This is a genomic window from Haladaptatus ordinarius (assembly GCF_054177595.1).
Window position 1 is genome coordinate 141,024 of the sequence record NZ_JBPEHH010000001.1, and the last position, 24,203, is coordinate 165,226.

Consider the following 24,203-nt stretch of genomic DNA (forward strand, 5'->3'; position numbering starts at 1 on the left):
GCGGCTCCTGATTTTCTATTATATTTCGACACTGCTCGACCTGTTGCGGTCGTCACCCCGCCGTTAGGCCGTGACGACCGTTATCTGTCGTTCTCGGTCGATGGCGCGCTCTAACTCTTCCGCGATGGCGCTGCCCCGCGAGACCTGGATGTCGCCGCCGCGCCCGACCGTCGCGGTAAAGAGGTACTCGCCGTCGGCTTGCACCTCCACCGTCTCTCCGGCGTGGCCGTCCAGCGGGATGACGACGTGGCGAGACGTGATTTCGGGGACGACGACGTCGCCGCGCGGTGTCGCCTTCGTCCCGCCGCCGCCGACCGAGGAGGGTTTCTCGTCGTGCGTTCGCACGTCGATGTCGATGCCGAGACGGTTCTCGATGTCGTCGATTCGCCCGCCGCCTTTGCCGATGACGTAGGAGATGTCGCTCTCGTCCACGTAGACGACGGCCTTGTTCTGGCCGTGGAGGTCCACGTCGACGTGACCGCGTGAGACCGACTGAATCTCGCGCTCTATCTCTTGTTTGGCGAGGCGGGAGACGCCGGTTTCGTCGCGGTCGTCCTCCTGGAGCGGGACCGTGACGACCTGCCGGTTGAAGGTGTAGATTTCGTACTCCGGCGTGCCGGTCTCGAACTCCTCGACGAGGATGACCGGCCGTGCGAGGTCCTCTTCGGTCATCCCTGCCGGCACCTTGACCTCCGTTCGGACGTCGTACACTTTCTCTATCTGGCCGGCTTCGATGTAGACGACGGTGTCCACGATTTGCGGAATCATGCCCAGTTCGACACGCCCGATGAGACGCTGGAGGGCGTCGATGGGTCGCGTGGCGTGAACGACGCCGACCATGCCGACGCCCGCGAGGCGCATGTCGGCGAACACCTCGAAGTCGTCGGTCTTGCGCACCTCGTCGTAGATGGTGTAGTCGGGACGAACCATCAAGAGGGAGTCGGCGGTCTTCTCCATCTCCCCGGCCAGGGCGGTGTACTGTGTGACCTCCGGCCCGACCTGCAAGTCGCGGGGTTTTTCCATCGTCTTCACCGCGAAATCGTTGTTCGCCAAAAACTCCGCGACGGCCTGTGCGAACGTCGATTTTCCGGCTCCTGGTGCACCCGAGATGAGAACGCCGCGCTGGCGTTCGAGCAGTCGACTTTTGAGTTCGTCGGAGTGCTCGTAATCCTCCATGTCCGTCTTGACGATGGGGCGGACGGCGGTAATCTCCCACGCGTCGGCGAAGGGCGGTTCCGCGATGGCGATACGGTAGTCGCGGAACTGCACGATGGTCATCCCCGGTTCGTCGATTTCGATGAACCCCTCGTTGCTCTGTTTCGCACTCTGGATGATCTCCTGGGCGTACTCTTTGAGCTGGGCGTCGGTCGACGGGTCGTCACGAATCTCCTGATAGTGCATCTCGCCGACCTCGCCTCGTTTCGCCATCGGCGGAACGCCCGCGCGGAGGTGGACGCTCATCGTCTGTTCGTCGAAGAAATCCTCGATGCTCAATCGTCCGACGTCGGGCGTCTTCGGTGCGATGTACTCCACGTCCAGGCCCTTCGCCTGTGCGACCTCGCTCTGCACGAGGTCGCTGGTGACGAAGGTAGCGTCGTGTTCGTCCGCGAGTTCGCGGATGAGGGCGTCGATTTCGCCGCGATGGGCGTACCCCTGCTCTTCGGGTTTGGGTCGCATCCCCACGTATTCGAGGTCGATGTCACCCGCGTCGGCGAAATCCGCGAGTCGCTGGAGCTCAGACAGCCCGTTCCACCCGCTCTCTTCGCCTCTGTTCGCTTGCGATTCGAGTTCACTGACGACGGCCTCGGGGATGAGTATTGTCGCCCCGGCAAAGTCGCCGTCATCGACTTTCTGCGAGATGCGCCCGTCGACGACGGCGCTCGTGTCCGGCACTACGTTCATGCGTGCTGATTCGGACGGTAGCCTGATAAGGGTTTCAGCGTCGGGGTCACGTTTTTGAGGCTCGGTATCGTATGCCATTCGATGCGACACGCCCATCTGGTACTCACCGTCGACGCCGACACCCGCGACCGAATCGAGGCCGACTGTGCGGACGAAACGATAGACGAGTGGGTGGTCGACGCCATCGAGCGGAAACTCGACCGACGCGGGGACTACGAGTTCGTCGACGACTGTTCGATATAGCATAGACCTTGCATTCTCAAGCGAGGTGGTTAGGCACCTCGTTCGATAACTCGTAGATAATGGTTTCCCCGGAGTCAGACACACTCGATACGGCGTTCAGCATCTTATCGAACCCGCACCGTCGGAGGCTTCTTTCGCACCTGGCCGACTCGTCAGACACCGCCACGACGGTCGAGGAACTCGCAGGACTGTTCGACGACCACGCCACCGAACTCCGTCTCAGGCACGTCCATCTCCCACTCCTCGACGCGACGAGCGCCGTCGATTACGACGACAGAACCGAAACCGTCCGCTATCGCGAGTCATCCCTCGTCGAGGAACTGCTAACACACTGTTCCGAAGACCAACGGGCGGCACAGTCCTGACGGCGGCGGCAAAGACGAACTGTCGAGACGCGAGCGACGAGTCGACGGCAGCGGTCGTCCGCTGGCGAGTGCGGAGAATTAAGCCACTGGGCGGATAGGGGGGTCGCATGGACGAACTGGTCGAAACGACCCGCGACCTCGTGTCGATTTCGAGTCACGAGGACGAGACGGCGGCGGGCGACTACATCGAAGACTGGATTCGAACGGAAACCGACGCCGACGTGACTCGCGACGGCGTCGGAAACGTCGTCGCTCGGAGAGCGGCCGATTCCCAGACACAGTCTGGGGGCGTCGGTCGCCGGGGGTCGGGGGCCTCGCTCGCACTGGTCGGCCACCACGACGTGGTGCCACCGGACGACTCGCAGGTCGAAGACGGCGAGTACGTCGTCGAAGAGCGCGACGGGCGACTCTACGGCAGGGGTACGGCGGACATGAAAGGCTCCGTCGTCGCGTCGATGCTCGCCTTTCGGGACGCGAACCCGACCGGCGAACTCGTCTTCGCCAGTTTCGTGGGCGAGGAGGTCGGTGGCACGGGCGCACGTCACGCCATCGGACACGGCTTCTCGCCGGACTACGCCATCGTCGCCGAAGGGTCGACGAACTACTCGAAACGGGACGTCACCGATGTCGTCGTCGCCCACCGGGGCAGGCGCGCGAGTACCATCACCGCACGCGGGACCGCGGCCCACGCCAGCGAACCGGAGGCCGGAGAGAACGCCATCTACCGGGCCTGCGACGCTGTCGACGTCGTGCGCGACTGTACGGTTCCGACGGTCTCCGTGCTCGGTCACGACCTCTCGGGAAGCGTCGTCGTCACCGAAATCGACGGTGGAAACGCGTGGAACGTCATCCCCGACAGCTGTGGCGTGACGGTAGACGAACGCACCGTCCCCGGCGAACGCGCCGACCTCGGGGCCGTCGAGGACATCGAGGGCGTCGAGTGGACGGTCGAGCAGGATTTGCCGCCCATGGAGTGCGACGACGCCGAGTTCGCCGAGACGGTGCTCGCAGCGGCCCACGACGCACAGCACGGTGAGCCCGAACACGTAACGAAGCCCCACGCGACCGACGCCGGGTGGCTCTCGCAGGCCGGAACCACGTGTGTCGTCTGCGGAGCGTCGGAACCCGGCGAGGCACACACGAAAGACGAGAGCGTCAGCGTCGACGTGCTGGAGCGCTGTTATCGAATCTATCGGAACGTCGCCGAGCGTCTGTAACGCGGCCGTCGAAAAAACCGCCGTCGGAGCGTTGGAGGCGTTTCGTTCCGAAACCCATTCATTGATGGTCGATGACACCAAACACGGACCAATGGCAACCGAAGCCGCCACAGAGAACGCCACGTACGAGGAGTTCCTCCAGAAGGTAAAGCGAATCTCGAACGTACAGAGTTCGGCGATGCTCTTGGGCTGGGATCAGGAAGTGATGATGCCGGAAGGGGGGACGCCCGCCCGATCACAACAGCGTTCTGCCCTGTCGGCAATCGCCCACGAACTGCTCACCGACGACGAGATGGGTGACCTCTTAGACGACCTCGAAGCACAGGAGTTGACCGACGAACAGGCCGCCGTCGTCCGCGAGGTGCGCCGCGAGTACGAGCGAGCGACTCGCGTCCCCGGGGAACTGGTCGAAGAGATTTCGCGAACCACGTCCGAAGCACTGCCGAAGTGGAAGGAGGCGAAAGCCGAAGACGACTTCTCTATCTTCGCGCCGATACTGGAGAAACTCGTCGAACAGAAACGCGAATACGCCGAACACATCGACCCCGACAAAGACCCCTACGAGGTGCTGTTCGAGGAGTACGAGCCCTACCTCGGTATCGAGACGGCGTCGGAGACGTTGGCGCGACTCCGCGACGAACTCGTGCCCCTCATCGACGCGATTCGAGAGAGCGACGTCGAACTCGCCACGCCGTTCGAGGGAACCTACGACACCGAAACGCAAGAAGAGCTCTCACGCGACGTGCTGGACACGCTGGGGTACGACTGGAATCGCGGCCGTCTCGACACGGCACCGCACCCCTTCTCCAGCGGGACGACGTTCGACGCGCGGGTGACGACGCGCTTCGACGAGGAAGACCCGCTCGGCGCGCTGATGAGCACCATCCACGAGTTCGGCCACGCGACCTACACGCAGGGACTGCCGGACGAACACTACGGAACGCCGCTCGGCCAGTCCCGCGACCTGACCGCCCACGAATCGCAGTCCCGCATCTGGGAGAACCACGTCGGGCGGTCGCGCGCCTTCTGGGAGCGGTTCCTCCCCGTCGTCGAGGAACGATTCCCGGACGTCCAAGACGCCACCGTCGAAGACGTGTACGAGGCCGTAAACCGCGTGTACGAGGACAATCTCATCCGCGTTGAGGCCGACGAGTTGACCTACCACATGCACATCGTGGTGCGGTTCGAAATCGAGAAGGCGCTCATCCGTGGCGAACTCGACGTCGAAGATGTCCCCGAACGCTGGAACGACAAGTACGAAGAGTACCTCGGTATTCGCCCCGACACCGACGCCGAGGGCTGTCTACAGGACATCCACTGGAGCCACGGGAGCTTCGGCTACTTCCCGACGTACTCGCTCGGCAGCGTCCTCGCGGCACAGCTCTACGACAGTGCCGAAGAGGAGATTCCGGACATAGAAGAGCAGATTCGAGCGGGCGAGTTCGAGGACTTCCACGACTGGCTCACTACGAACGTCCACCAGCACGGCAGTCTGTACACCACCGACGAACTCATCGAGCAGGCGACCGGCGAGTCGTTCACGGCGGATTACTTCCTCGACTACGTGAACGAGAAGTACGGCGCGCTGTACGACCTGGAGTAACGGGGTATCTCCCGTTCGCGTTTTCGTGATTTTCTTCGAAGGGTCGTGGAACCGAACTCGATAGCCGAGCGTCGTCTGTACATCCCAGAAGGTACAGACCGGTCCACAGGAAGATATACGCACGCACGTCGGTCCCGAAGAACGACACAGCAACCGAACCTCACCGCGTCTGTCGGAGCAGCGCTTGGATGTTGGCAGTGGAGAAAAACGACGTCGGCCTGTCCATGTGCACGCCAATCTCGCCCGACATCGCCCTGAGTCCGGCGGTCTGTACCGATTCCGGGAACGAGTACGCCCGTCGAACCCAGTGGCCCAGACGAATCTCGTTTTTCAACTCTTTTCGCCACGCACGTTCGTAGTCGGCAAGCGTTCCCGGGTCGTCGGGGTCGACGGTGCGAACCGCGTGGTCTGCCGAGGTCATCCCGTAGAGGATACCGCCGCCGGTGAAGGGTTTCGTCTGGGCGGCCGCGTCGCCGATGAGAAATCCGCGGTGGGCCGTGACGCTCGCCGGCGGACCGATGGGGATGATTCCGGCGCAGAAGTGGTCCGTCTCCACGTCGTACTCGGCGGTGAAACGGTCGAACAGGTCGCGGGCGCTCTCGCCAGGTGGGGCGGCCAGTCCGTACTCCACGCCCGCCGCACCGCGGGGAATCCGCCACGCGAAGAATCTCGGCGCGGTGAGATGGACGTCGACGAAGTTCCCGCTGTGGGCGTCGGGTGCGAACCCGAGGACACCCTGTAGCTTCTCGCCGGGTTCCGGCAGTCCGAGTTCGCGCCGGACGCGAGAGACCGGCCCGTCACATCCGACGACCATCTTCCCCCGGTACGTCTCCGTTCCGTCCGGAGTGGTCGCCGTCACGTCCACGTAGTCGCCGTGTTCGGCGACGTCCGTTACGCTGTGGTTTTCCCGCACGTCCGCACCCGCGTCGCGGGCGGCGTTCGCGAGCGTCCTGTCGAGACCGACGCGGTCGATGACGTTCGAAACGACGGTGTCCTTGTAGAAGGGATGTTCCCGAGAGTCGGGGCCGCCGACGTGGAAGCGCGCGCCGTAGATTTCGTTCTGGAGGAGGTGGTCGCGTGCGCCGTCGGGGGTAAACGACCAGATGTCAGTGCTCACGTGGCCAGAACACGCGAGCGGCGTCCCCACCCGTCCCCGTTCGAGAACGAGCACGTCGTAATCCGAATCAGCGGCCTGTCGGGCGAACCGCGACCCGGCAGGGCCTGCGCCGACAACCACGAAATCGTGCATTGTGACCGCTTACTGGTTCATAGGTCAAATACCTTCTTTCTCGTTTCAGAAAGTGAAGTCGCGACGAGCAGGGGTCGTTCGGACGAGAGACTGTGCGCCTATCGTGCCGACGGCGGCCGCTCCCCGGTTCCGAGTTGCCGCCGCCGGAGGTAGTGAACCAGCGCCGACAGCGCGAACGCGGCGACGATGAGCACGCCCCATATCTCGTCGGGAATCGCGGTAAATGGAGGAATACCGAGGAAATCCGCGAGGACGAGAACCGCGCTCGCGATGGCGAGTCCGAGGTAGTACCGAATCCACGGGAACTCGTCTTGCGGGCGCAGGTAGCCCTCCAGTTGTGCGGCGTTCTCCGACAGTTCGACGACGCCTCTGCTCTGGTTGTAATCTACGATTCCCGCGTCCGCGAGTTTCGGAAGATGCGTCTGATAGAGTGAGGTGTACACCGACTTCCGCTCGTTCGCGGAGAGTCCTTCCACCGTCGTATCGTGCTCCCACGCCGCCACCTGCTCTGCGAGTTCGCTCAACTCGACTGGGCGGCCCTGCTGCTTGAGGTAGTGGAGCGTGTATCGTCGTCGCCGATTTTTCAGAACGTCGAAGATGAGGTCTTCGGACAGTTCTTGTGGGGTTCCGTCAGTCGAACTCATACCACTCGTGGCCCGCAATCCGTTGTTGTACCGATGCACCGCCACCCTGGACGTAACACGAGTGCGAGATTACTGCGGACGGCACTTTGTTATCCAGTGCTTAGCTAATAGTAATTTTCAAATTATTTATGTGACGGCGATTTAAGCGGGCGATTCCTGGGGGTAACCCCGCCATTCTTTCGACGGAAATGCCACTCAGTCGTCAGTCGGTGCCGGTGCGGGTCTGTCGGCACGCGGGCCGTCGAGGTCGATGTCGGGAAGCTTATCCCGGAGGTAGCGTCCGGTGTACGAGTCCTCCGTTCGAGCGATTTCCTCGGGTGTTCCGCGGGCGACAATTTCGCCGCCGTGTTCGCCCCCTTCCGGACCGAGGTCGATGACGTGGTCTGCGTTCTTCACCAGGTCGAGTTCGTGTTCGATGACGACGACGGAGTTGCCCTTGTCTACCAGTCGCTGGAGCACCGAGATGAGTTTACGCTCGTCCTCGTGGTGAAGGCCGGTCGTCGGTTCGTCCAGTAGGTAGAGCGTGTCACCGGTATCTTTCTTGCCAAGTTCCTCGGCGAGTTTGATACGCTGGGCTTCACCGCCCGAGAGGGTGGTGGATGGCTGGCCGAGCGTCATGTAATCGAGTCCGACGTCTTTCAGCAGTTTCAGGCGACGACGGATGCGCGTGTCGTGTTCGAAGAAGTCGTGGGCTTCCTCGACGGACATATCGAGGACGTCGGAGATAGTCTTCCCGCGATAGGTCACGTCGAGCGTCTCGTCGTTGTACCGTGCACCGTCACACTCCTCACAGGGGACGTACACGTCCGAGAGGAAGTTCATCTCGATTTTCACAGTGCCCTGGCCGCCACACTCCTCGCAGCGTCCCCCTTTCACGTTGAACGAGAAGCGCCCTTTCTCGTAGCCGCGCTGTTTCGAGAGTTTCGTCTCGGCGAACAATTCGCGGACGTAGTCGAAGACGCCGGTGTACGTAGCGGGATTCGAACGCGGCGTTCGGCCGATGGGCGACTGGTCGATGAGTCGTACTTTCTCGATTTCGTCTACCTCTTCTATCGCGTCGTGGTCGCCGGGGTCGACCGAGGTGTTGTTGTTCATCTCGCGGGCCAGTCCCTTGTAGAGGATGTCGTGCATCAACGTGGACTTGCCCGACCCGGAGACCCCCGTGATGGCGGTGAACTGCCCGACCGGAATGTCCACGTCGAGGTCTTTCAGGTTGTGCTGGCGTGCACCCAGAATCGTGAGGTGGGTGTCGCTCTCCCGGCGGTCGCCCGGTACGGGGATTTTCTTTCGACCGGCGAGGTAATCGCCCGTGATGCTTCCCTCGTGGGCCATCACCTCGTCGACGTCACCCTGTACGACGACTTCGCCACCGCGCTTGCCGGGGCCGGGACCCATGTCGATGACGGTGTCCGCCCGACGCATTGTCTCCTCGTCGTGTTCGACGACGATGAGGGTGTTTCCTAAGTCTCTGAGTTCACAGAGCGTGTTCAGCAGACGGTCGTTGTCGCGCTGGTGGAGACCGATGGAGGGTTCGTCTAACACGTAGAGCACGCCGACCAGTCCCGACCCGATTTGCGTCGCCAGCCGAATCCGCTGGCTCTCGCCACCCGAGAGCGTCGAGGCTTCGCGGTCGAGCGTGAGATACTCCAGTCCGACCTCCTTCATGAAACCGAGTCGCGCACGAATCTCTTTTAGAATCTCTTCTGCGATTCGCTTCTCGCGCTCCGTGAGATTCGTTTCGAGATTCTCGAAGTGCTCCAGTGCGTCCCCGATGGACATCCGGTTGACCTCGGTGATGGCGGTGCCGTCGACGTACACCGACCGACTCTGGGGTCGGAGCCGGGTGCCGTCACACGCCGGACATTCGGTCACCGCCATGTAGTCCTCGATGTGGCCCCGGGCGCGGTCGCTGTCGGTTTCGACGTACCGCCGTTCGAGGTTCGGGATGACGCCTTCGAACGGTTCTTCTTTCCGCCGGATGCCGTTTTTCGTGTTCCACTTGAACAGCACGTCCTCGTCGGTGCCGGAGAGGAACGCCTCCCGTATCGCCGGATTGAGGTCTTCGAAGGGCGTGGTCAGGTCGACGTCGAAGTGTCTCGCGACCGAATCGAGCTGTCGGCGGTAGTACGTGCGCTGATAGCTCCACGGTTCGAAGACGTTCTTCAGCGGTTTCGAGGGGTCTTCAACGACGAGGGCTTCGTCTATCTCTTTCGTCTCGCCGATTCCTTCACACTCCGGACACGCACCGTGCGGGCTGTTGAACGAGAAACTGCGCGTTTCTATCTCGCGGAAGTCGATTCCACAGTGCGTGCAGGCGAGGTCTTCGGAGAACTCCACGACGAGTCGTTCGTCGCCCGTACCGCCCAGATCGCCCGTCGAGCGCGTCTCTACGCCCAGGTCCACGTCCTCCGGAGCGTCGGGGACGATGAGTTTCATCATCCCGTCTGCCTCTTCGAGTGCGGTCTCGACGCTGTCGGTGATGCGCGAACGAACCTCCTCGCTCACTTTCACCCTGTCGACGACGACGTCGATGGTGTGGTCGTAGTTCTTGTCCAGGTCCGGGCGATCGAGCGTCAGGTCGAACTCCTCGCCGTCGACTTCGACCCGGGAGTAGCCGTCCGAGACGAGGTCGTCGAACAGGTCGGCGAACGCGCCCTTCTGGTCGCGCACGACCGGTGCGGCGATCTTCGCTCGCGTTCCCTCGGGTAAGTCCAGCACCCGCCGAACCATGTTCTGGGCGCTCTGCTCGCCGACCTCCTGCCCACACTGCGGACAGTGTGGCGTGCCGACGCGGGCGTAGAGCAGTCGCAGGTAGTCATGGAGTTCCGTCACCGTCCCGACCGTCGAACGCGGGTTGTTCGCCGCGTTCTTCTGGTCGATGGAGATGGCGGGCGACAGCCCTTCGACGTTCTCGACCTTCGGTTTGTCCATCTGCCCGAGGAAGTTCCGGGCGTAGGCGGACAGACTCTCGATGTAGCGTCGCTGCCCCTCGGCGTACACCGTATCGAAGGCGAGCGAGGACTTTCCCGACCCCGACAGTCCGGTGACGACGTTGAACTGCTCGCGCGGAATCCGCACGTCGAGGTCTTTGAGGTTGTGTTCCTCGGCCCCCCGCACTTCGATGTAGTCCTTGCTCATCTATCAACAGACAGCGACTGAATGGGCGTATGCCTGTCGGTTGCAGATGAAAGCGGAGTGAAAGTGAAAACGAGGGTGGAAAGATGAGCCGTTATTCCCAGCCGGGTTCGGGTGATTCTCTCCCTACTGGAGAAGCAACGAGAGCTATATCTTTTTGCGAGACCTACACTATTAATGGTGGGGAACGATGACATCGGCACGACAGAGTAACGTCGAGATAGTGCAGAGTTTATACGAATCTTTCAACGAAGGGGACATCGAATCTGCCTTGGCCACGATGGGTGATGGTGTCGAGTGGATCGAGCCGGAGGGCTTCGTCTTCGACGGCACCTACCACAGTCCCGATGAAGTGCTGGAGAACGTCTTCATGCCGGCCAAAGAAGAGTTCGAAACGTTTCGGGTCGAACCCGACCGGTTCATTGACGGTGGCGACACGGTCGTTGCCTTGGGTACGTTCAGTGCCACGAACGAAGCGGGCGAGCTGATCGAAAGTCCTTTCGCACACGTCAATGACCTGCACGAGGGCCACATCACTCGTTTCGCGAACTACACGGATACCGCGCTGTGGCAGTAAACCGTCGACGTTCCGTACGGCGATGGTACGTCCCACACCCATCACCGTATTTCGATTATCGTATCGGCTCCAGGTACGACAACCACAACCACTCGATGATGTTTTCGACGTTCGAGGCTGTAGGCCTGACTCGACAGCTATCAAAGATTCTCGCCACCTAAACACACAAACCCACTGAACACCTAGAACCTTCGACCCAGGTGATACCATTCAGCCTCCGCAGCAGACTCCCTAACCTCTCGAACCCCACCGAAAATCCGATGTGGCGACTGTACGCAGAGTACGGTCGCACGCACGCAGGCGAGTTCTCACTGGGTATCGTCGCCACGACGCTCGGCAGGCTGTCGGGGTTGCTCCCGCCGTTCGTCCTCGGCCTCGCTATCGACGCGATATTCCTGAGTCGGCGTGCGTTTCGCCTCCCGCTGGTGCCGCCCGAGTGGATTCCCGAGACCCAGACCGGCCAGCTCTGGCTCTCTATCGCCGTCATCGCGGGGTCGTTTCTCGTCGGGGCGGTCTTCTCGTGGCTCTCGGGGTGGGGGTGGAACAGGTTCGCGCAAGGTGTCCAGCACGCGCTTCGGGTCGACACCTACGATACGATGCAACTGCTCGACATGGACTTCTTCGACGGCAAGCAGACCGGCGAGCTGATGTCCGTGCTCAACAACGACGTGAACCAACTGGAGACGTTCCTCAACGACGGGCTAAGTTCGGCGCTTCGAATCGGCGTGATGGTGGTCGGCATCGGGGCGCTCCTGTTCTCGCTGAACCCCTCGCTCGCGCTCGTCGCGCTCCTGCCGGTGCCGCTGCTCGCAGGCTTCACCTACCTTTTCGTGCGAACCATCCAGCCGAAGTACGCCGCCATGCGAGCGAGCGTCGGGGCGCTCAACTCCCGTCTGGAGAATAACCTCGGCGGCGTCCGCGTCATCAAGACCGAGACGGCAGAGGGGTACGAATCCGAGCGCGTCGCGGACGCCTCACGGGAGTACTACGACGCGAACTGGGACGCCATCAGGACGCGAATCACGTTCTTTCCGGGTCTGAGCGTCGTTACCGGTATCGGGTTCGCGGTGACGTTCACGGTGGGGGGATTCTGGTTGCTCTCCGGGCCGCCCGGCCCGTTTTCGGGCACACTCGAACCGGGCGAGTTCGTCACGTTCATCGTTCTCAGCCAGCAGTTCATCTGGCCGATGGCGCAGTTCGGACAGATAATCAACATGTACCAGCGAGCGAAAGCGTCGAGCGTACGGGTGTTCGGCCTGATGAACGAACGGGAGTCGCTCGAAGCGAGCGCCGACGAACCGAACCTGGTGATCACCGAGGGGAACGTCGAGTACGACGACGTGAGTTTCGGCTACGGCGACGAACGGGTCGTCTCGAACGTCGACCTCGGGGTCGAACGAGGTAACACTCTCGCCCTCGTCGGCCCGACCGGTGCGGGCAAGTCCACCGTGCTCAAACTCCTGTTACGGATGTACGACGTAGACGAGGGGGCCATCCACATCGACGGCACCGACGTTCGGGACGTGAACCTTCGGAGTCTCAGACGGGCTATCGGCTACGTCAGTCAGGAACCGTTTCTCTTCTACGGGTCGGTGAAAGAGAACGTCGCCTACGGGACCTTCGACGCGAGCGACGAAGAAATCGTGGCGGCCGCGAAAGCCGCCGAAGCCCACGAGTTCATCGAGAATTTGCCGGACGGCTACGACACGATGGTCGGCGAGCGCGGGGTGAAACTCTCGGGTGGGCAGCGCCAGCGACTCTCCATCGCGCGGACGATTCTCAAAGACCCCGCCATCCTCGTCCTGGACGAAGCGACGAGCCACGTCGATACGGAAACCGAGGCGCTCATCCAGCGCAGTCTCGCCCGACTCGTGCGCGAGAAGACGACGTTCGCCATCGCCCATCGCCTCTCGACCATCAGGGACGCGGACGAAATCGTCGTCCTAGACGAAGGGCGCGTGGTCGAACGCGGTACCCACACCGAACTCCTCGCGCTCGACGGTCTCTACGCCAACCTCTGGCGGGTGCAGGCGGGCGAAATCGAGTCGCTTCCCCGAGAGTTCATCGAGCGGGCGATTCGGCGTCGTTCCGAGGTGGACGGCGGGGATGTCTCCGCCGAGGGAGTCGAGTGAATATCGTCCGAAGTACGCTCAATTTTAAATACGATTCGGAGACAAAAGGGGGTGATGGAAGACCCAGCGCAAAAGAGCGGTGGCATCGGCGACATCGTACTATCGGGTGACCGATACACCATAAAGCAGAGTCTCGTCCGAAGCAAGTACAAGGTGTACGACGACACCGGAAACCTCGTCCTGAAATCGAAGAAAAACGCTTCAAGATGAAAGAGGAGTTCCCTTTCTTCGACGCGGATGGGAACGTCGCCTTCCGGGTCAAAGCGAAGAATCTCCTCGACGTGGCGGGCGATTACGTACTCACCGAAGCGGGTTCGGACGAACCGGTGTTAGTGCTCAGCAAGAACTTCACGTTCTTCCACCATCGCTGGACGCTCAAACGGCCCGACGGAACCGTCCTGGCCGAAATCGCGTCCCGAAGTGCCGTGCTAGAGGCACTGCGGTCGGTCGTCGACGTCCTCTCGTTCGTTCCGCACAAGTATTCGATTACGACGCCGGAGGGAGACGCCGTCGGTGAAATCGCAGGCCAGTTCTCGTTCCGTGACACGTACGACATCCGCATCGACGAACCCGGAGCGATACCGAACACGGCACTCGTCGTGGGCGCGGTCGCGATCGACGCACTGGAAGGGAACTAGACCCGTCGGAGCGAACCCCACCGTTCAAACCGTCTCGGGCACCCAGCCACCGTCTACTTCGACGTTTACGCCACTTAGGTAGTCACTGTCCTCGTCCAGAAAGAAGCGCATTGCCTGCCCAACGTCCTCGAAACGGGCGGGGCGACCACGCGGCAGGTCGTCGGGGAACACCTCGGAATTCTCGACCACGTAGGGAGAGACTGCGTTGACGGTAATCCCGTCATTCTGCGTGTCGGCGGCGAGCATCCGGGTGAACATCAGAACGCCCGCCTTGGCGATGAAGTAGGGTGCGTTCTTCGGGTTGACCAGTCCTTTCTCCGAACTCGCGTACCCGACGTTGACGACACGCCCGAACGACTGTTCGCGCATTCCGGGGAGCGCCCGTTTCGAACAGAGGTAGGTTCCGTTTACGTTCCCGTGAAGCACTGCGTTCCACCGGTCGAACGAGATGTCTTCCCAGTGGTCGGGTGCGAACGGCCCGACGTTGTTCACCAGCACGTCCACCGTTCCGAGGTCGGCTTCGACGGTCGAAAAGAGGTCGTCGACGCTGTCGGGGTCGGTCACGTCACCCTGCACGAGCGTCGCGTCCACCCCGCGGTCACGTGCACGCTCGACGACTTCGCGTGCGCTCTCCTCGCTCGACCGGTAGTGTACCGCCACGTCCGCACCACAGTCTGCGAGCGAGAGCAGCAGTTCCCGGCCGACGCCGGTCGAACTCCCGGTGACCAGTGCGACCCGCCCGTCGAGGTCCGGTGTTATCATGCTCGTCGTTTCGTACCGCCGGATGAACTATCTTGGTGTTCGTGTTTCTTCACTTCTGAGTTAACGCCCCCAACTTTAATATTCTGCGTGGAGAGGTAATACCATGGCAATCGAGACGATTCTGCTCGCCGTGGGACCGGGCGACGCAGACCGCACCGACAGACTCGCGTCGGCGGTCGCCGACGTGGCCGGGCCGACGGGTGCGACGGTGGTTCTAGCACACGTCTTCACGAACGAGGAGTTTGACGACGTAATCGAGCGCCTCGATTACGACCCGAGTGGAAAACCGAATCCAGACGAAGTGGCGGCGCGACACGCGACGATTCGCTCGCTCGCGAACTCCCTGGACGACGACGGCGTCGGCTACGCGATTCGTGGCGCAGTCGGCGACCACGGCGAGACCATCGTCGAACTCGCGAAAGACGTGACGGCCGACAGCGTCTTCGTCGGGGGTCGAAAACGCTCGCCCACGGGGAAAGCAGTGTTCGGGAGCACTGCCCAGGAAGTGATGCTCTCGGCACCGTGCCCGGTGACGTTCGTGCGAGACGACTGACCGCGGTCCGGCCGCACTCGCACCGGCCAGCCGTGCGTGTGAATGAATAACTCGATGGCGAGTAAATGCCTGTAGTTAAGTGTTCTCGGTAATCACTGTCGACCAGAAAATGGCCTACTACGCGGGTGTCGACCTGGGAGCGACCAACGTACGGGCAGCGGTCGCCGACAAGGAGGGCACCGTCGTCAGCGCGGACGAGAGTGGGACACCGCAGGGACCGACCGGCATCGCCGTCACCGAGGCGGTGCTCGACTGTCTTCGAAACGCGTGTGCCGATGCCGGTATCGCCCCCTCCGAAATCGTGGCGGCAGGTATCGGCAGCATCGGTCCGCTCGACCTCGCAGAGGGTGCGGTCGACAATCCGGCGAACCTGCCGGACACCATCGACCGGATTCCACTGACGGGGCCGGTCGGCAAACTCATCGACAGCGACCGGGTGTTTCTCCACAACGACACGAACGCGGGCGTCATCGGACAGCGATTTTTCAGCGAACGAAACCCCGACGACATGGTGTACATCACGATTTCGAGCGGTATCGGTGCAGGTGTCACCGTCGATGGCAACGTCCTCTCCGGGTGGGACGGGAACGCTGGCGAGGTCGGGCACATGGTGGTCGACCCGCAGGGGCGACTCACCTGTGGCTGTGGACACGACGGCCACTGGGAAGCCTACTGCTCGGGGAACAACATTCCCGAGTTCGCCCGACTGCTCGCCGAGGAAGACGGTCACGTTCAGACCGCACTCCCCCTCGAAGACCCGGATTTCTCCGCGAAGGACGTGTTCGACCACGCAGGCATCGACCCGTTCGCGGACCACGTCATCGAACAGGTCGCCCACTGGAACACCGTCGGCGTGACGAACGTCGTACAGGCGTACGCGCCGCTGGCAGTCTACTTCGGCGGTGCCGTGTCGCTCAACAACGAAGAACTGGTCGTCGACCCGATTCGAGAGCGCATCGAATCGCTCTTGCTCAACAACGTGCCCGACGTGCAGGTGACGACGCTCGGTGACGAAGTGGTGTTGAAGGGTGCAGTAGCGAGCGCGCTCACCGACGGGACCGGCGACCACTCGAAAGTCCACTGACCCCACCCCGGTCATCACCACCCGCGCTTTTATCCTTCTCGCGGCCAACTACGACGATATGCGCCGGCGAGAGTTCCTCCGTGCCGCCGCCGTCGGAACGGGAAGCGTAACGCTTCTCTCCGCTGGCGGCGTCACCGCCCGCAAATCCTACGAACCGCTGGGAGACGTGGCGATCAGAGACGCGAAAGAAGCCGTCGTCGGAGACGACGGGAAGACCGCCTTCGTGGCCGCGACGGACGGGTTCGCGACGGTCGATATTCGAAATCCAGCAGAACCGACCGTGTTGGCCGAGCGGCGTGACCTGCTGGCCGACCGGGCTGGCGGCCCCCTCTCGCAGATATGGGACGTGAAAGTCGACGGCGACCGCCTGCTCGTCGCCGGCCCGGCGAACCCGGTCGAGGGCGACGTCCTCCACGGGTTCTTGCTGTACGACGTGAGCGACCCGTCGATCCCGAAGCGGGTAGCGTTCCACGAGACGGAGTTTCCCATCCACAACGCCATGTTGACCGACGGAGTGGCGTATCTCACCGGAAACGACGGAGACGGCAACCCGCTCGTGCTGGTGGACGTGTCGAACGACAGTCCGGAGGAGGTGAGTCGGTGGTCGATGTTCGACGTCGATTCGGAGTGGTCGAAGGTAGACCCGTGGGTTCGGTCGCTCCACGACGTGTGGGTACAGGACGGGCACGCCTACCTCGCCCAGTGGGACGCCGGGACGTGGATAGTGGACGTATCAGACCCGAAAAGTCCGTCTCACATCACCCACTTCGGCGGCCGACCACTCGACGAACTCGCCGCGATTCCGTCCGAGAACGAGCGCGATGCGGTGCTCGGTCTCCCTGGCAACGACCACTACGTCAGGACGAACCAGGACGGGTCGCTACTCGTCCGGAACAAGGAGGCGTGGGATACGGACGGAAAGGGCGGCAACGGCCCCGGCGGAGTGGAACTCTGGGACGTATCGAACCCACGACAACCGGAGAAACGCGCCACCATCGCGGCCCCACAGTCGAACGACCCGACCTACGACCTGGGCGGACAGGGAGTTCTCTCCACGCTCTCGGGACTCGCCACCCGACTCGCACCCGTCGGCGTCGCCTCGGCACACGGGAAGTGTCACAAGTGCTCCGGCGGCGGTACGTCCGGGCAGTGGACGACCTCACACAACTTCGACATCGTCGGCGACCGGCTGTACACCTCGTGGTATCAGGGTGGCGTGAAGCTGTTCAACGTCAGCGACCCCGCCAACCCCCGCCAGCTCGCCTGGTGGCGCGACCCCGAGACGACCTCGTTCTGGACCGCCCAGCACGTCTCCGACGAGTTCTTCGTCGCCGGGAGCATGGGCAGGCACGGCGACGGGAAGGGGGCACTCTACGCCTTCCCGAACCGACCGGGCGAACAGCAGAATCCACCGACGCTCGCATCGGAAGGCAACGGCACTGGCGGTGCGATTTCGAATCCGGACGACGGTACGACGGCGGCGACGGAGACGAAACAGCCGGGATTCGGCGTCGGCACCGCCGGGCTCTCCGTTCTCGGACTCGGTATCTTACAGCGCCTCCGAAAGCGGGACTAGCGTCGCGTACGTTCGAAACCCGGCGTTCGGAGTCGGAGTCCGTCAGATGGTATCGAGCACACCCAGCACCCGCTCTTCTGCTTCCCGACCGGGGTCGTGTTCGCTGCCGTCGCGGTCGCTCTCTACGTGTTCTTCGACCGTCCGGGCCATCGCCTCCTCGAGGGGTGTCGACTCCCAGCCGAGCGCCGCTAGTTTGTTCGTATCGAGGACGTGCGGATAGTCCCGGTAGAGGACGTAGTCGTCCATCGAGAGATCCGCCGTCGAGAGTTCGCGGTCGCTGGCGTGGACGAGTTCGACCGAGGTATCGAAGGCGTCCGCGAAGAGTTCGACCATCTCGTCCATCGTGACGAGTCGGCGGTCACCGACGTTGTACGCCTCGCCGGGTTTGCCGCGCTCCGCCACGATTCGGAGCGCGCTGGCGACGTCCTCGACGTAGGCGCGGTGCCAGAGGTTCTGGCCGTCGCCGGGGACGAGCAGTCGGTCGTACTCGTCGACGCGGTTGAGCCAGAAATCGAGGCGCTCGGTGTAGTCGTACGGACCGTAGACGATGCACGGACGGACGCTCATCGCGTTCACGCCGCGCGCTGCGGCCTCGAAGATGGCGCGGTCACCCTCCGCCTTTCGTGGACCGTAGGACTCGGGGGAATCGTCCGTCGCCTGTTCGGGCGTACAGTCATAGAGTATCGTCTCGTTCTCGCGCTTTGGAATCACTTCCTCGCCGTAGGCGCTCCCGCTGGAGATGTAGACGTAGCCGTCCCCGTCGGCGAAGATTTCGGTCGCCGCACGGACGTCGCGGGGTTCGTACGCCACGCAGTCGACGACGATGTCGGGGGCGACTTCCTCGGCGGCCCGTTCGAGCGCGCTGTCGTTCGTCCGGTCGCCTTCGACGTGGCTGACGCCGTCCGTCTCCGCGAAGGGATTGTCGTGGTTGCCCCGGTTGAAGATGGTCACGTCGTAGTTGTTGTCCAGCAGGTCGGTCACGAGGTGACGTCCGATGAATCGCGTCCCTCCGATGACGAGTGCGGTATCCATGCCAATTCGGTTTCGAGGCGGCGGGCAAAATGCTACCGAAGACGGTGAATGAGCCACTACAATGTTTATCCGTCGCGCCCCTATTGTTCAGGTATGCAGGTACGTGAAGCGAGAACCGAGGACATCGCAGGTATCAAAGATGTCGCGGCACGCTCCCTGTCGTCGTCGTACAGTCACTTCCTCGACGAGGAGGTCATAGAGCACGCGATCGAGGAGTGGTACTCCAAAGAGAATCTGGAATCGGAGATGCAGAGTCGCGGAATCCTGTTCCTCGTCGCGCTCGAAGGCGGTGACGTCGTCGGTTTTACTCAGAGCGATATGCTCCCCGACGTGCCGGAAGGCAACATCCTCTGGTTGCACGTCGACCCCGACTACCGTGGCGAGGGCATCGGAACCACGCTTCTCGGACGGACGCAAGAAGAGCTCAGGGAGAAAGGCGTCGAGACGCTGTCCGGACTGGTGCTCGCTGGCAACGAAGAGGGCAACGAGTTCTACGAAGAACACGGCTTCAGGAAGGTCAGCGAGCACACCGCCGAAATCGGCGGCCAGACCTACACCGAGAACGTCTACACGGAGACCGACCAAACGGTACTCGAACCGCGCGAGGTCGACGGGCGAACCCTCTACATCAACCGGGCCGAGAGCAGCCGCGGGTCGAAGGCGCCCTTCTTCGTTGTGTTCACCGACGAAGCCGGCGAGAACCGTTACGGCTACTTCTGTTCGAACTGCGAATCGTTCGACAACTCGATGGACAGCATGGAGCGAATCGAGTGCAACGAGTGTGGAAACACGCGGAAGGCGACGCGGTGGGACTCGGCGTATCTCTAATCTGCCGTCGCGACTTCCACTTTCGGACAGCTCCCAGCCGAGACGCCGGTTTCAGTCGTCCGACACGGCCTCGAATCCGGCCGATTGCCGACTCGACCAAACCGGGCTCGGTGGTGACGCGCGAACGTCCTCCTGGCCGTTGACGATGGCTTTCCGGTAGGCGTCCGGCATAACCTTCACGAACTGTTCTTTTGCGCTCTCCCAGTTTTCCAGCAGCGACCGTGCCGTCTCGCTGCCGGTGCAGGCGGCGTGGTTCTCGACCAACCGACGAAGCACGGCTTCGTCGCGGTCTTCCAGTTCGCGCGAGAGCGACACCGTCTCGGCGTTGACGTTCGCGGTGAACTCGGCGGTACCGTCTCCGACGGGCGAATCGTCCAGGACGTAGGCTACACCGCCGGTCATCCCCGCGGCGAAGTTCTCGCCCGTTTCACCCAGGACGACCACGACGCCGCCGGTCATGTACTCGCATCCGTGGTCGCCGACGCCCTCGACGACCGCTTTCGCTCCGCTGTTTCGGACGCCGAATCGTTCTCCTGCGACTCCGTTGACGTAGGCCTCGCCCGCCGTCGCGCCGTAGAGTGCGACGTTGCCGACGAGGATGTTCTCGGCGTCGTATCCCGCGTCGTCGGGCGTCTGGACGACGACGCGACCGCCCGAGAGCCCCTTTCCGACGTAGTCGTTCGCGGCCCCGGTCAGGAGCAGGTCGACGCCAGACTGGCAGAACGCGCCGAAACTCTGGCCCGCGGTGCCGTCGAGACGGCAGGTTATCGTTCCGTCCGGAAGTCCCGCCGTCCCGTGTTTCGCGGAGATACGCCCCGAGAGCAGGGCACCGACGGCCCGGTCGCGGTTCGAAATCGAGCGTTCGAGTTCGACCGCGTCACCGTCGTCGAGCGCGGGGCGGGCGTCTGCGAGCAGGTCGGTGTCGAAGTGGTCGTCCAGTTCGTGGTCTTGTGCACGCGTCTTGGTTCGGTCGTCGCCCACCGGGTCGGCCAGCACCGCCGAGAGGTCGAGGTGCCGAGCCTGGGGGTGGGTCGTCTCGCGCTGGCGAAGAGCGTCCACGCGTCCGACCATCTCCTCGACCGTCTCGAAACCGAGTTCGGCCATGTACTCGCGGAGTTCCTGTGCGATGAACGTCATGTAGTTCACGACGTGGTCGGGTTCGCCGGGGAACCGCGCCCGGAGGTCTTCGTCCTGCGTGGCGATGCCGACCGGACAGGTGTTCTCGTGACACTGGCGAGCCATCACGCAACCGCTGGTGACGAGACTCGCCGTCCCGAAGACGTACTCCTCGGCTCCGAGCAGGGCGGCGACCGCCACGTCCCGACCGGTCTTCAGGCCGCCGTCGACGCTGACCCGGATGCGCGAACGAAGCCCGGTCTCGCGGAGCATCTGGTTCGCCTCGGCGAGACCGAGTTCCCACGGCAGGCCGGCGTTCTTGATGGAGGTCCGGGGACTCGCGCCGGTTCCGCCGGAGTGGCCCGAGATGTGGACGACGTCCGCGTTCGCCTTGGCGACGCCCGCCGCGATGGTGCCGATGCCCGCCTCCGAGACGAGTTTCACGTTTACGTCGGACCCGTCGCTGGCCGCCTTGAGGTCGTAAACGAGCTGTTTCAGGTCCTCGATGCTGTAGATGTCGTGCTGTGGCGGCGGCGAGATGAGACCGACGCCGGGCGTGGCGTGGCGAACGTGGGCGATCGTCTCGTTTACCTTCGACCCCGGCAAGTGACCGCCTTCACCGGGTTTCGACCCCTGTGCCATCTTTATTTGGAGTTCGTCCGCCGCCTGGAGGTAGCGACTCGTGACGCCGAACCGGCCGCTGGCGACCTGTTTGACCGAGCACTCGCGCTCGGTGTCGAACCGCTCGGGTGGCGACCCACCTTCTCCGGTGTTGGCCTTCCCGCCGATACGGTTCATGGCGACGGCGTTGTTCTCGTGGGCTTCGGGCGACAGCGAGCCGAGACTCATCGCCGCCGTCGAGAAGCGTTTCACGACGTCTTGGACCGGTTCGACGTCTTCGAGGGGAATCGACTCGCGCCCGTCGGTGTCGAAATCGAGGAGCCCGCGCAGGGTCTGGAGTTGCTCTTGCTGGTCGTTTATGGCGCTGGCGAACTCCCGGTACTGCTCGTCGCTTCCCTGCCTGACCGCGCGCTGGAGCGCACCGACCGTCTTCGGGTTCCACTGGTGGTGGATACCGTTCGAGCGATGTTCGAACTCTCCCTGTCGGTCGAGTTCCGAATCGTCCTCGAACGCCGCTTCGTGGCGGGCGAGCACGTCGTCTTCGACCTCTTCGATACCGATTCCTTCGGTGCGGTTCTCGGTGCCCTCGAAGTACTCCGCGACGAACTCGCTGTCCAACCCGACCGCCTCGAATATCTGTGCGCCGCGGTAGCTCTCGACCGTCGAGATGCCCATCTTCGCCATCGTCTTCAGCAGCCCCGCCTCCAGCGCGGAGACGTACGCTTCGATAGCCTCCGATTCCGCCGCGCCGTCGGGTCCGGCGACGAGGTCGGCGATGGTCTGATAGGCGAGATAGGGGTTGACAGCGCCCGCTCCGTAGCCGACGAGCGTCGCGAGGTGGTGGACGGTACGGGGGTCGCCGGATTCGACCACGAGGCCGGTACAGGTGCGAAGCCCTTCGCGGACGAGGTGGTGGTGGACCGCACTCGTCGCCAGCAAAGACGGAATCGGGACGCGGTCGTCGCTCGTCCGTCGGTCCGAGAGGACGACGATTTCGGTGCCGTCTTCGACTGCGGTACGAACCTCGTCTCGGACTCGTTCGACGGCCGTCCGGAGGTCGGTGTTCGGGTCGAAGGTAATGTCCACGACTTCGGCGGGGAGGTCTGTCTGGTCTCTGACCGCCGCCATCTCCACGTCGGTCAACACCGGCGAGTCGAGGACGAGTTGCCGGGCGTGGGCTGGCGACTCTCCGAGCAGGTTGCGCTGGCGACCGAGACGGGTTTCCAGGCTCGTCACCAGTTCCTCGCGGATGTAGTCGAGAGGCGGGTTCGTCACCTGCGCGAACAGCTGTTTGAAGTAAGAAAACAGCGGTCGGTCGAACTCCGAGAGTACGGAGAGTGGCGTGTCGTCGCCCATCGACCCGACCGGGTCTTTCCCCTCGTTCGCCATCGGTTCGAGCAGTTGGTTCAGTTCGTCGTGGGTGTACCCCCAGACCGCTTGCTGAGTGCGGAGCGGGTTCGTCGAACTGGCCGGCGTCGGGTCGTCGACGTCGGGCAACCGTCGCTGTTCTTGCTCTACCCACTCGGCGTACTTCTCGTCGGTCAGATCGTCGAACACCGCCTCGTCGGAGACGACCCGTCCCGCTTCGGGGTCGGCGAGGAAGAGTTGGCCCGGTTTCAGACGTCCTCGCTCGACTATCCGGTCGTCGGGGACGTCGAGCGCGCCGGCTTCGCTCGCCATCACGAGGCGGTCGTCAGCCGTCACGTCGTAGCGACACGGCCGCAGTCCGTTGCGGTCGAGCACCGCGCCGACGCGTTCGCCGTCCGTCGCGGCGACGAGCGCGGGACCGTCCCACGGTTCGACCAGCGAGGCGTGGAAGTCGTACCAGGCGTGTCGGTCGCCGTCCGTGCGCTCGCGCCACGCCTCCGGCACGAGCATCCGGAGCGCGTGTGGCAAATCACGGCCGGACTGCAAGAGGAGTTCGAGGACGTTGTCGAGGCTGGCGGTGTCGCTCTGGTCTACGTGCGTGACCGGCGTGATGCGGTCGACGTCCTCGCCGAGTCGCTCGCTTTCGAGGTCCGTTTCGCGTGCAGCCATCCAGTTGACGTTCCCGCGGATGGTGTTGATTTCGCCGTTGTGGATGACGCGCCGGTAGGGATGGGCGAGGTGCCACGCACCGAGCGTGTTGGTCGAGAACCGAGCGTGAACCATGGCGAGCGTGGACTCGAACCGCTCGTCGGTGAGGTCGGGATAGTACTGCGGCAGTTGCTCGCCCGTCAACAGCCCCTTGTAGACCAGGGTCTTCCGGTCGAGCGAACAGACGTAGAGTGCGTCCTCGCCCGTCTCGACCTCGTCTTCGAGTGCTCGGCGAGCGACGTACAGGGTTCGGTCGAACGCGTCGAGCGACTGGTCGGAGGACGGTCGAACGAAACACTGGACGACGACGGGTTCGGAGTCGAGTGCCGTCTCACCTAGGTCGGCGTTATCGGTCGGCACCGTTCGCCAGTGGAAGACGGTCAATCCCTCCGCTTCGAGAACGGATTCGGCGGTTCGCTTCAGTCGTCGGCGCTCGCGGTCGTCGTCCGGGAGAAACAACTGCCCGACGGCGTACGTCTCGGGCAGGTTACGGTCCAGTTCCGCCGCGAAAAACGAATCGGGGCGCCGGACGAGGATTCCGGCCCCGTCTCCGGTGTTGGCTTCTGCTCCCGTGGTTCCGCGATGTTCGAGGTTGGCGAGCAGCGAGACACCCTCCGATACGATCTCGTGGCTGGCGTCGGCGTCGAGATCCATGACGAGACCGACACCACAGTTAGACCGTTGGTCAGTTGGGTTAGCGAGTCCGTGTGTCATTGTCTGGCTACATGCCAGACCAGTATAAGAGACTACTCCTGAAGGACTAAATGAATGTTATTGTCAATACTACCACCTTATATAATGGCCGCGCGTAGAGCTATTCACATTAAATCTGGTAATTCGAGAGATTCGA

19 protein-coding genes are annotated in these 24,203 nt (G+C 63.0%); 12 read left to right on the forward strand and 7 right to left on the reverse strand.

What is annotated here, in order from left to right:
- Nucleotides 1-63: 63 nt before the first annotated feature.
- A complete protein-coding gene (locus ACR3FF_RS00840; protein WP_458185178.1) occupies nucleotides 64-1,902 on the reverse strand; it encodes a PINc/VapC family ATPase in 1,839 nt (612 codons plus the stop codon).
- Nucleotides 1,903-1,983: 81 nt separating this feature from the next.
- Here ACR3FF_RS00840 and ACR3FF_RS00845 point away from each other — a divergent pair, with 81 nt between their 5' ends.
- From ACR3FF_RS00845 to ACR3FF_RS00860, 4 genes are all read left to right on the forward strand, one after another.
- Nucleotides 1,984-2,145 (forward strand): hypothetical protein, encoded by a 162-nt coding sequence (locus ACR3FF_RS00845; protein ID WP_458185179.1) that lies wholly within the window; start codon nucleotides 1,984-1,986, stop codon nucleotides 2,143-2,145.
- A 59-nt stretch (nucleotides 2,146-2,204) separates the two neighbouring features.
- The gene (locus tag ACR3FF_RS00850) at nucleotides 2,205-2,510 is read left to right on the forward strand and encodes a DUF7344 domain-containing protein (RefSeq protein WP_458185181.1); all 306 of its coding nucleotides are present in this window, start codon (nucleotides 2,205-2,207) and stop codon (nucleotides 2,508-2,510) included.
- A gap of 107 nt (nucleotides 2,511-2,617) precedes the next feature.
- Nucleotides 2,618-3,727: a M20 family metallopeptidase gene (locus tag ACR3FF_RS00855; RefSeq protein ID WP_458185183.1), complete on the forward strand. Its 1,110-nt coding sequence runs from the start codon at nucleotides 2,618-2,620 to the stop codon at nucleotides 3,725-3,727.
- 91 nt (nucleotides 3,728-3,818) lie between these two features.
- Nucleotides 3,819-5,330, forward strand: coding sequence for a carboxypeptidase M32 (locus ACR3FF_RS00860; RefSeq protein ID WP_458185184.1), 1,512 nt, complete (start codon nucleotides 3,819-3,821; stop codon nucleotides 5,328-5,330).
- Between the two features lie 160 nt (nucleotides 5,331-5,490).
- Here the strand turns inward: ACR3FF_RS00860 and ACR3FF_RS00865 are convergent, their stop codons facing one another.
- From ACR3FF_RS00865 to uvrA, 3 genes are all read right to left on the reverse strand, one after another.
- Entirely contained in the window at nucleotides 5,491-6,579 is a 1,089-nt protein-coding gene (locus ACR3FF_RS00865; protein WP_458185186.1) for a geranylgeranyl reductase family protein, read from the reverse strand.
- A gap of 98 nt (nucleotides 6,580-6,677) precedes the next feature.
- Complete coding sequence (locus ACR3FF_RS00870; RefSeq protein ID WP_458185188.1) at nucleotides 6,678-7,223, reverse strand: DUF7344 domain-containing protein; 546 nt, start codon at nucleotides 7,221-7,223, stop codon at nucleotides 6,678-6,680.
- 195 nt (nucleotides 7,224-7,418) lie between these two features.
- Nucleotides 7,419-10,361, reverse strand: coding sequence for an excinuclease ABC subunit UvrA (uvrA, locus tag ACR3FF_RS00875; protein WP_458185190.1), 2,943 nt, complete (start codon nucleotides 10,359-10,361; stop codon nucleotides 7,419-7,421).
- Nucleotides 10,362-10,548: 187 nt separating this feature from the next.
- On the opposite strand from uvrA, the gene ACR3FF_RS00880 reads away from it, so the two are divergent.
- From ACR3FF_RS00880 to ACR3FF_RS00895, 4 genes are all read left to right on the forward strand, one after another.
- Nucleotides 10,549-10,935, forward strand: coding sequence for a nuclear transport factor 2 family protein (locus ACR3FF_RS00880; protein ID WP_458185192.1), 387 nt, complete (start codon nucleotides 10,549-10,551; stop codon nucleotides 10,933-10,935).
- A gap of 260 nt (nucleotides 10,936-11,195) precedes the next feature.
- Nucleotides 11,196-13,067, forward strand: coding sequence for an ABC transporter ATP-binding protein (locus ACR3FF_RS00885; RefSeq protein ID WP_458185193.1), 1,872 nt, complete (start codon nucleotides 11,196-11,198; stop codon nucleotides 13,065-13,067).
- A gap of 54 nt (nucleotides 13,068-13,121) precedes the next feature.
- Nucleotides 13,122-13,277: a hypothetical protein gene (locus tag ACR3FF_RS00890; RefSeq protein WP_458185195.1), complete on the forward strand. Its 156-nt coding sequence runs from the start codon at nucleotides 13,122-13,124 to the stop codon at nucleotides 13,275-13,277.
- Nucleotides 13,274-13,705, forward strand: coding sequence for an LURP-one-related family protein (locus ACR3FF_RS00895; protein WP_458185196.1), 432 nt, complete (start codon nucleotides 13,274-13,276; stop codon nucleotides 13,703-13,705). The genes ACR3FF_RS00890 and ACR3FF_RS00895 overlap by 4 nt, the downstream gene beginning before the upstream one ends.
- Nucleotides 13,706-13,729: 24 nt before the next feature.
- Here ACR3FF_RS00895 and ACR3FF_RS00900 read toward each other — a convergent pair whose 3' ends face one another.
- Nucleotides 13,730-14,467: an SDR family NAD(P)-dependent oxidoreductase gene (locus ACR3FF_RS00900; RefSeq protein WP_458185198.1), complete on the reverse strand. Its 738-nt coding sequence runs from the start codon at nucleotides 14,465-14,467 to the stop codon at nucleotides 13,730-13,732.
- Nucleotides 14,468-14,570: 103 nt separating this feature from the next.
- On the opposite strand from ACR3FF_RS00900, the gene ACR3FF_RS00905 reads away from it, so the two are divergent.
- The 3 genes from ACR3FF_RS00905 to ACR3FF_RS00915 all read left to right on the forward strand — a co-directional run bounded on the left by ACR3FF_RS00905 (nucleotide 14,571) and on the right by ACR3FF_RS00915 (nucleotide 17,680).
- Nucleotides 14,571-15,020, forward strand: a complete 450-nt coding sequence (locus ACR3FF_RS00905) for a universal stress protein (protein WP_458185200.1) — start codon at nucleotides 14,571-14,573, stop codon at nucleotides 15,018-15,020.
- A gap of 109 nt (nucleotides 15,021-15,129) precedes the next feature.
- Nucleotides 15,130-16,104 carry an ROK family protein gene (locus ACR3FF_RS00910; protein WP_458185351.1) on the forward strand — a complete coding sequence of 325 codons (975 nt, stop codon included), beginning with the start codon at nucleotides 15,130-15,132 and terminating at the stop codon, nucleotides 16,102-16,104.
- A gap of 58 nt (nucleotides 16,105-16,162) precedes the next feature.
- Entirely contained in the window at nucleotides 16,163-17,680 is a 1,518-nt protein-coding gene (locus tag ACR3FF_RS00915; protein ID WP_458185202.1) for an LVIVD repeat-containing protein, read from the forward strand.
- Between the two features lie 42 nt (nucleotides 17,681-17,722).
- Here ACR3FF_RS00915 and ACR3FF_RS00920 read toward each other — a convergent pair whose 3' ends face one another.
- Nucleotides 17,723-18,712, reverse strand: coding sequence for an NAD-dependent epimerase/dehydratase family protein (locus tag ACR3FF_RS00920; protein ID WP_458185204.1), 990 nt, complete (start codon nucleotides 18,710-18,712; stop codon nucleotides 17,723-17,725).
- Nucleotides 18,713-18,805: 93 nt separating this feature from the next.
- Here ACR3FF_RS00920 and ACR3FF_RS00925 point away from each other — a divergent pair, with 93 nt between their 5' ends.
- A complete protein-coding gene (locus ACR3FF_RS00925) occupies nucleotides 18,806-19,540 on the forward strand; it encodes a GNAT family N-acetyltransferase (protein ID WP_458185206.1) in 735 nt (244 codons plus the stop codon).
- Between the two features lie 51 nt (nucleotides 19,541-19,591).
- Here the strand turns inward: ACR3FF_RS00925 and gltB are convergent, their stop codons facing one another.
- Complete coding sequence (gene gltB / locus ACR3FF_RS00930; RefSeq protein ID WP_458185208.1) at nucleotides 19,592-24,067, reverse strand: glutamate synthase large subunit; 4,476 nt, start codon at nucleotides 24,065-24,067, stop codon at nucleotides 19,592-19,594.
- Nucleotides 24,068-24,203 lie beyond the last annotated feature (136 nt).